Raw genomic sequence first — 7,883 nt, 5'->3', positions numbered from 1 at the left:
ACTTCCCATAAACTTATTAAATCTACTTAGCCATACTTTAACAAGTATTGATATGAAAAGTAATATAAATGGTATTATTTCAAATGTTATAGGTACAGGATTTAATATTCTATCTATTGATGATTTTACAAATTGAATCCCTACAAGCATTACCATAAATGCAACTATAAGTGCCGATATATATTCAAGTCTACCGTGTCCAAAAGGATGTTCCTTATCAGGTGGTATACTTGCTAATTTAAATCCAACTATTGTTATAACTGACGATGCCATATCTGATAAGTTATTAAATGCATCTGCCATTATAGCTATACTTGATGTTAATAAACCTACTGATAATTTTACTCCAAATAATATAAAGTTTGCTATTATTCCAACGATTCCAGCTAGATAGCCATATTTATTTCTTACATCTTCATTTTCAATATTTTCATTATCTTTTATAAATGTTTTTACTAATAAATTTGAAAACATATTCTCTCCTCCCTACTTTATTATCTATTATTTCTTTATATGTAGTTATTTATATATGGATATTTTTTCTTCACTAATACTATCATATAATTACTTTTTTTGGAATATTCCTAGTATTTTTAATGTCAAAGTTATGCATAAATTCATATATTATAATAAGACATATCATGCTAAGGAGCTGATATTATGTATGAATTAGCTATTTCCCTTTTAAACCAATATGTAGAAGTATACACTTATTTAACTAAAGATAAGTTATATGGAGAAATTATATCTGCTACTCCTTATGAAATAATATTACTTCGAAGACATATAGATAAAGCCTCTAACAAAAACTACACTTTATATATACCCCTAAATTCTGTAATTTATATAAAAAAATTATAAAGTTTAATTGATTTAAATTAAATATCATCAAAATATTTCATTTTATAGTAAGTTAAAATAGTATTATATCTTATTTATGAGATAAGCTTTTTAATAAACCAATATAATTATTTGTATTCTTTACTTTAAGATTAAGTTTTCTTATTTGATATTGTATTTTTTATTTTGATATATTCTAATATATTATTGATATTATAATCAATTTTGATATCAAAAAAGTAGGTGTATCTCTATATTGATGTACTCCTACTGTTTTGTTCGCATTATATTAAAATTGTAACCAGCTATCCATTCTTTCTCTTACTTTTTGATAATCCTCATCTGTATTATATGGATAAATAAATTCCTTGTTCTCCATTATTATATAAAGTGTACTTTTATCATGTGTTATAAAAAAATAAATATTTTTATCTTCTAAAGATTCATTTTTATCTTTGTTCAATGAACACTCATAAATACCATTATCAGTAAAGTTACCATTTTCATCTGGAAACATATATAAATCATACGGATGTAATAAGTATTTTTCACCATCTATAGTAATACTTCCATTTAACTCTTCACTGAATTTAAGTCTTTGCCAAATCCAGTGAGCTTTATGTATTTTACCATCTAGTTTAATATCGACTGTTCTTACTTTTTTACCATTTTCAAAAACTTGTACATCTTTATACGTTTGCTTAAATGATTTAGGATATATAAATAAGATTACTCCTACTACAATTATTAATAATAATACTATTAACTTTTTATACTTATTCATTTTATACCGTTCTCCCCCATTGTACTTTTTAATCTAATCTTTATTAAAATAAATATGCAATATATTAATATTAAAAATTTGATTATATATTTATAAGCAACTAATTATTTTAATAATCTAATAACTCTCTTTGCTTATCAAAATCTTCAACATAAGTACATATACCAGTATGTAAATTCTTTTTTTCATCTATAAGTTTGTTATCAACCACAGTATTTATAGTGTTAGTATTTTTATCATTATAAAATACATTAAAAATCTTATCTTTCTCTTTTACATATTGAACCATAAACATCTCATCATCAGTTTCAAAAATGTATTCTACAATATTCAAACTGAGACTTGATTTTTCATCATATGGATATTCATTAACACTATACTCTACTCCTAAAAGATTCTTTATATCTTCTATATCCATATCATTAATAGAACATACATTATCTATAACTTTTATATATACATCATGCCATTTTCCTTCATTATTATCTAATTTTTCTAATAGCTTCTTATGGTCTTTTAAGTTATCTCGATTTGCAATATACATATATCTCATTTTTGTATCGTCTATTTCAGGAATTAAAATAGATAAATTAGTTTCTCCTTTTTCATCCTTTAAACTATATAATGGGTGTATTTGTTCTTCATTGTTAAAATTAGAATAAGTTATATTTAAACTTTCATTTCCATTTGTGAAGGTATATGGTTGTTGTATATAATCACTTCCGTCTATATTTTGACCTTCTATCTTAAATTCTTCATCTTTTTTATAGTTATATCCATTTAGTAGTTTTTTGATATATTTACTGCTTATTTCTTCTTTATTAACTATTTTCTCTGCAATTTGAAAATATGCATCTCTTAATGATTCTACTTTGTCTACTTTTTGTTGAGTACACCCCATTAAAAGTATACATCCTAAAGATAATAACCCTAAAATTGTCCTTTTCATAATCTTCCCCTTATTTTATTTGTATTTTGTGAAATAAGTAACTACTCCAAAATTATTATATCATCTATTCTCTTTAATAAGACAATTAATTTAAATAAAATATTTTAATAATTCTTATCTCCTTAACTTCTTTTTATTCTATTTTTTATGACAACTTTTGATTTCTAAAAGTTTCAACTATAAATATATAAGCTTTGTATTTTTATTTTTTTGCTATTTTTTTATTAATATCACCATATTTTATAAGGATTTCTTGTTGAATGATTTTAAAAGGTATTTTAGTTTACAGGTTAAATTTTATTATGTAAGGAGTGATATTGTGAATATAAAAAAACTTATTGTTATTTTAAATATATTATCAATATTCATACTTACAGGATACAAAAACAATAAAGATATAAATTACAATTCTGACATTAAAGTTAATGGTCCTTCATTAAAAATTTCATTAATTCAAACTGCCCATGAGATATATACTACAAATATAGAAAACTCAGATGAGAACTCTACTTATGAAGATTTATATAACAATACTTCAAGAGATGCAAAAAAACATTATAAATGGCTTAAGAAAACTTATGATTCTATGAATGATGATATGAAGTTTAAACTTAAAAATATATTTGATTCTAATTCCTCTTGGAGCTATATAAACTCTGTTATTAATTTAGATGATAAGGCTAATGTATCTGATATAGTGGATACTCTAGTTTCTAGTGAAAATTTAAGTTTATCTTCTGATTTGCAAAATGATATAGATGTTTTTTTTAATTATTTTTATAATGATTATTTCAAATCTTATTTTAATAAAGAAAAATCATCTTTAAATAAAAAGGCTTCTAAGTTAAATGAATTATTGTCTTCAAATGATGTAGATATAAAAAAATTCATTGAAAATGTATGTGGAGTAACTTTAAGTAACGATTACATTTGTACTTTTTACTACAGTTTAAACCCTATATCTTCTCAAAGTTTTGAGTTTGATAATAATATAGTATCTACTATTCAACCTAATACATCAGTTAAAGACCTTCTTAGAGTTCCTTTTCATAAATATTCACATTCTTTATTTGATTCTTTTACTGATACTCCTGAGTTTTTAGATATTTGTAATGAATTAGAATCTGATGATGAATTAGTTTCTGTATATAATGAATATGGTCGTGATGCTTATCATTTTAATGAGTGGTGTGAGGAAAATTTAATTGAAGGATTTTCTAAATATTTAGATTACAGGTATTCTCAGTATGAATATGATTTTAGTAATTTTGTTTATGATTTAGATTTTTATAATTATTTAAGAAAGATTAATTTTAATCCTGATAAAGTCAATTTAAAAGATGTTTGTATAGACTTTTATACTCTTTGTCTAGAGTCTTAATTAAAATTATCTTTATTAAAATGTTATAAATAAGTAATAAAAATACTCCCTTTATGGTAGACAGTTTTATTATTTTAAGTATCTACCAAAAGGGAGCATATCATTATCTTATTATCTAGCTATTTTTGTTGCTTTAATTAGTAATACATTAAATTTACAAACTTAAAATATAGTATGTTTATTCCTTATACTACATTATATCTCAAACATTCCATTTTGTAATTTCCCCCTAAATTACATTATCCATAAATAACCTATTATTATTTTAATTTTTATTATCAAGTTTCTCTATAAGATAGTTAATTTTTTGAATAATTATACTTGTACAAAATACAATTATTCCACTTAACAATACTAAACCCATATATGAAAACATATGGTATGATAGTGTATAACTATCACCACCGTATGTTATAAACATACCAAAAGGTTCAAGTATATATACTGTAGTTATATAAAAGATTATAGCTGTACTAACTCCATATATTAAAGATTTTTTCATTCTTTAATCCTTTCTTATTATCTTTTAAATCATAGTTATTGCAACTATACAAAAGCTAATTGCAACTATCCATATAATACATGATTCTTTTATTATTTGACATATACTTTTATTTAATTTATTATATTTTAATAAATTAATTTGTTTTAATATCGCAGTTAAAAATACCGTAATTGTTATAATAAAATCTATTGTACTTGTTAATAATTCTGTATCTAGCACATTAATTGTAGAAATTATTAATGTAATAACACATGAAATAAATATTAGTTTTTTAGCTTTTTCCATTTATAATTATATTGTAATAACTTCCACAATTACGAACATTTATAAGATAAGCAAGAACATCAGGTGCTACTGATGCTGCTGTTACTGCCGAAATGCCAATTTTAAAAGGATAAAATTTATCTTCTGTTCCATATAACTCTTTTATATATGTTTCAACATTTTTAAAATACTCTATATTCTCTTGAATTTCTATATGACTATTTATATAGTTATTTTCCATAGCCGAAACATTATTCATAATAGGTGTGACAACCATTACTCCAACTAACACTAATGCAATACTTTTCCTTACTCTTTTCTTTTTTAAACTCAATTTAATCTCCCTCTCTTGATAACTGGCTAATTTATTTTATTATTCTTAGTTATTTTCATTCTTGTATAAAACAATATCTTTCAATAAACTGATTGTAAAAAATAATAATACACAAATTCCACATAAAGAAATCCCTAGTAATAAATCCTGTACAATACCACTTACAAGTATAGATATTGAATTTAAATTATCTCCGTTGTTTATTCTCAAAAATAGTTGATTAACAGATTTTGTTACGTTACTATTATTCATAAAAATAAGTGAAAAACCAGCAATAGTACCTAGAATATTTCTTTTAATATTACTCATAATCTTAACCTCTCTATATACTATAATACTTAATTTTAAATCAACTTCATGAGCGTTAAATTTATCTATTATTTATATAGCTATCTAATAACTCTTTTTGAGTATTTAAGTCTTTAATCTCAAATTTAGAAGTAAAACCAGGTTTGTATCCACCAATTGATGTCCCATCTATTAGGGAGTTCACTAGCTCAATTTCATTTAATTTGTTGTATTTTATAAATACTAATTTATCATTATTATCAGTTGATATTACTAACTCTTCATCATCAACACTATATATATAACTATTTAAATCATTCTCATTCCCTTCTTCATAAGAAGAAAAAGGTAAACCTACAATATTTTCCATAATCTCTTTAGTAATTTTTTGATTTATGTAATCATTGTTAATTTCTATATATTTAGTTAATAAATCACTGTACTTTGAGTCACTGCTACATCCTACAGAAGAAAATATTACTATTAAAACTAATATAGCAACATTTATTATTTTTTTAATTCTTTTATTCATTTGTTTTCCCCCTATTTAGTAAAATTTATATGAACTAATAATATTAGTTTCAATCTATACCACTTCTAATAATTTACGATATTGCTATATACAGCAATACTCTCAGAATCTGTCCCCTTGTAAGCTTTCACTGTTGAAAATATTCTATAACTATTCCCTTTTGAAACTGATATCGTTTTATTGAGCCTACAAGAAGTCGTGCTACTTGTTTCTGTCCATGCCTGTACAGTTTCCCATGATCCATTAACTTTTTTTTGTAGCCTTGATGTTATTAATGTTTTACTAACTCCTGGATTAGCAGTCATACTAGCAGTTAAAGTTGCTACACCACCACTTATACTTAGCTTGCTACTTGCCTTATCTATATGAGTATACCTTGCTTCATTTTGTATTTCTAAGTTTGTCTCATATTCATTTGCAAATATTGGCGTAGATAATGAAACATTAAATACTAACACTGATACCCCTAAACTACTGATTATCTTTCTTTTTATACACATAAAAACCTCCCAAAAATTTCTTTACATTAAGTAAACGAAATTTTTAGGAGGTTTTGTTTCATTATTTATCAAATTAATTTATATTTTTTGCAATTTTTATTAATTCAGACTTAATATCTAAATATTTATCTTTATTTGTATAGTCTAATTTTAAATCATACAATATATTTTCATCTTGCCATACTAACCGACTTTTATTTTCTTTTTCAATATAATCTGCATAAAAATTGTTTATTTGAACTTTATTTATTTTTGCATTCTCTGTATCTATATATAAATTGCTATTTTCAATTAACAAGTAATTAAATGTTATATAATCTTCTCCATCTGAATAGGTTACCGATATATCATTATCATACTCAGCTCTATCAATCTCTTCAAAACCATTTGGGAGATAATTAATACTTTTCTTCTCTAAAAAGTTTACTTTTTTATTGTCATTTTCATCTATTTTAAATTTATATATCGTAAATTTTTCATAAACTTCTTTAACCATATCAAATAATTTTACTCTTAAAGCCTCAACACTCATTGTTATTGTAAATAAACTAATTAAAAATGCTATAAATACTACTGCTACCTTTTTTGTATATAAGCATATTTTATTAAGAAACAAACCCATTTTTTCTTTCTTAATTATTTTTTTTATTTTCTTTTCAAATTCTTTAGGGTATTCATAATCTATATCTTCTTCATCAGGAATTTGTTCTAATATAAAATTTTCAACATTAGTACAATGCTGAAAAAGCAAATCATCAGTAATTTCATATTTATCCATGTACTTTCTCCATTTCATCTAATATGATTTTCAATTTTTCCTTCCCTCTTTTTATTCTAGTCCTTACTGTAGAAGGACTTATATCTAACATATCTGCAATTTTATCATCATGAACTCCATGAGAGTATTTTAAAAAAAATACTTGCTTATATCGCTCTGGTAACTTTAATATAGCTACTTCTACTTTATTAGGTAAAATATCAGTATCATATACTTCTTGTTCAAAACTCAGTATTTCATTTTCTAGCTTTTGAACTTTATTTTTTTCCATTTGTAGCTTTCTGTATATGTCTATTGAAGAGTTCCTTACTATAGTAACGATAAATCCTTTCGTTTTGTTGCATTTTACATCTTCTATTTTATCAATATGTTTAATTATTTTTAAAAAGCTATTTTGAACAGCATCATGTGAGTAATGTTCATCTTTTAATATGCTATTTGCAATATAATACATAGTTTTTTTATAATTATTAAAGATAGCCTCAAACTTGATCTTATCTTCTTCTGTCTCAATTAAACTTAAGTATAAAAACATTAATTTACACCTCCTATAAATAAAAAAGAAGACTCTCCTATTTATAAAAAACCAATAAGGAGTTGATATATAAAAGTCAGGAATAAGTAGTCAAATTTGTATCATTCCTGGCTTTTTCTCATTTAATTTTCGATTTCTTTACCTGAATTGTATAATTAAATCAGACAAATATATAAACAAAAAAAGACACTTA

Annotated in this window: 12 protein-coding genes; 2 read left to right on the top strand and 10 right to left on the bottom strand. The window is 23.5% G+C overall.

Annotation, left to right across the window (positions count from 1 at the left end; genetic code table 11):
• Positions 1–474, bottom strand: a 474-nt coding sequence (locus tag Q5F54_RS08240) for a cation diffusion facilitator family transporter (RefSeq protein ID WP_302334218.1), incomplete at its 3' end; no start/stop codon positions are given.
• Positions 475–660: 186 nt separating this feature from the next.
• On the opposite strand from Q5F54_RS08240, the gene Q5F54_RS08235 reads away from it, so the two are divergent.
• Entirely contained in the window at positions 661–861 is a 201-nt protein-coding gene (locus Q5F54_RS08235) for an ATPase (protein WP_302334217.1), read from the top strand.
• A gap of 268 nt (positions 862–1,129) precedes the next feature.
• Here Q5F54_RS08235 and Q5F54_RS08230 read toward each other — a convergent pair whose 3' ends face one another.
• Both Q5F54_RS08230 and Q5F54_RS08225 read right to left on the bottom strand, forming a co-directional pair.
• Positions 1,130–1,624, bottom strand: a complete 495-nt coding sequence (locus Q5F54_RS08230) for a hypothetical protein (protein ID WP_288702286.1) — start codon at positions 1,622–1,624, stop codon at positions 1,130–1,132.
• 109 nt (positions 1,625–1,733) lie between these two features.
• Complete coding sequence (locus tag Q5F54_RS08225) at positions 1,734–2,573, bottom strand: hypothetical protein (RefSeq protein WP_302334216.1); 840 nt, start codon at positions 2,571–2,573, stop codon at positions 1,734–1,736.
• A gap of 319 nt (positions 2,574–2,892) precedes the next feature.
• On the opposite strand from Q5F54_RS08225, the gene Q5F54_RS08220 reads away from it, so the two are divergent.
• The gene (locus Q5F54_RS08220) at positions 2,893–3,954 is read left to right on the top strand and encodes a hypothetical protein (protein WP_302334215.1); all 1,062 of its coding nucleotides are present in this window, start codon (positions 2,893–2,895) and stop codon (positions 3,952–3,954) included.
• 265 nt (positions 3,955–4,219) lie between these two features.
• On the opposite strand, the gene Q5F54_RS08215 is transcribed toward Q5F54_RS08220, so the two are convergent.
• The 7 genes from Q5F54_RS08215 to Q5F54_RS08185 form a co-directional block, all read right to left on the bottom strand.
• Entirely contained in the window at positions 4,220–4,456 is a 237-nt protein-coding gene (locus Q5F54_RS08215) for a hypothetical protein (protein ID WP_277231421.1), read from the bottom strand.
• A 274-nt stretch (positions 4,457–4,730) separates the two neighbouring features.
• Positions 4,731–5,057, bottom strand: coding sequence for a hypothetical protein (locus Q5F54_RS08210; protein ID WP_302334214.1), 327 nt, complete (start codon positions 5,055–5,057; stop codon positions 4,731–4,733).
• Positions 5,058–5,102: 45 nt separating this feature from the next.
• A complete protein-coding gene (locus tag Q5F54_RS08205; protein ID WP_302334213.1) occupies positions 5,103–5,366 on the bottom strand; it encodes a hypothetical protein in 264 nt (87 codons plus the stop codon).
• Between the two features lie 61 nt (positions 5,367–5,427).
• Complete coding sequence (locus Q5F54_RS08200) at positions 5,428–5,877, bottom strand: hypothetical protein (protein WP_281537555.1); 450 nt, start codon at positions 5,875–5,877, stop codon at positions 5,428–5,430.
• Between the two features lie 65 nt (positions 5,878–5,942).
• Entirely contained in the window at positions 5,943–6,377 is a 435-nt protein-coding gene (locus Q5F54_RS08195) for a hypothetical protein (protein WP_281537556.1), read from the bottom strand.
• Positions 6,378–6,450: 73 nt separating this feature from the next.
• Positions 6,451–7,155: a DUF4367 domain-containing protein gene (locus tag Q5F54_RS08190; protein WP_281537557.1), complete on the bottom strand. Its 705-nt coding sequence runs from the start codon at positions 7,153–7,155 to the stop codon at positions 6,451–6,453.
• The gene (locus Q5F54_RS08185) at positions 7,148–7,690 is read right to left on the bottom strand and encodes an RNA polymerase sigma factor (protein WP_281537558.1); all 543 of its coding nucleotides are present in this window, start codon (positions 7,688–7,690) and stop codon (positions 7,148–7,150) included. The genes Q5F54_RS08190 and Q5F54_RS08185 overlap by 8 nt, the downstream gene beginning before the upstream one ends.
• Between the last annotated feature and the right edge of the window lie 193 nt (positions 7,691–7,883).

This window comes from uncultured Romboutsia sp., from assembly GCF_958366745.1.
Classification (GTDB): Bacteria; Bacillota; Clostridia; order Peptostreptococcales; family Peptostreptococcaceae; genus Romboutsia; species Romboutsia timonensis.
Note: the sequence above shows the minus strand (reverse complement) of the source record. Positions and strands in the feature narration are given on the sequence as shown.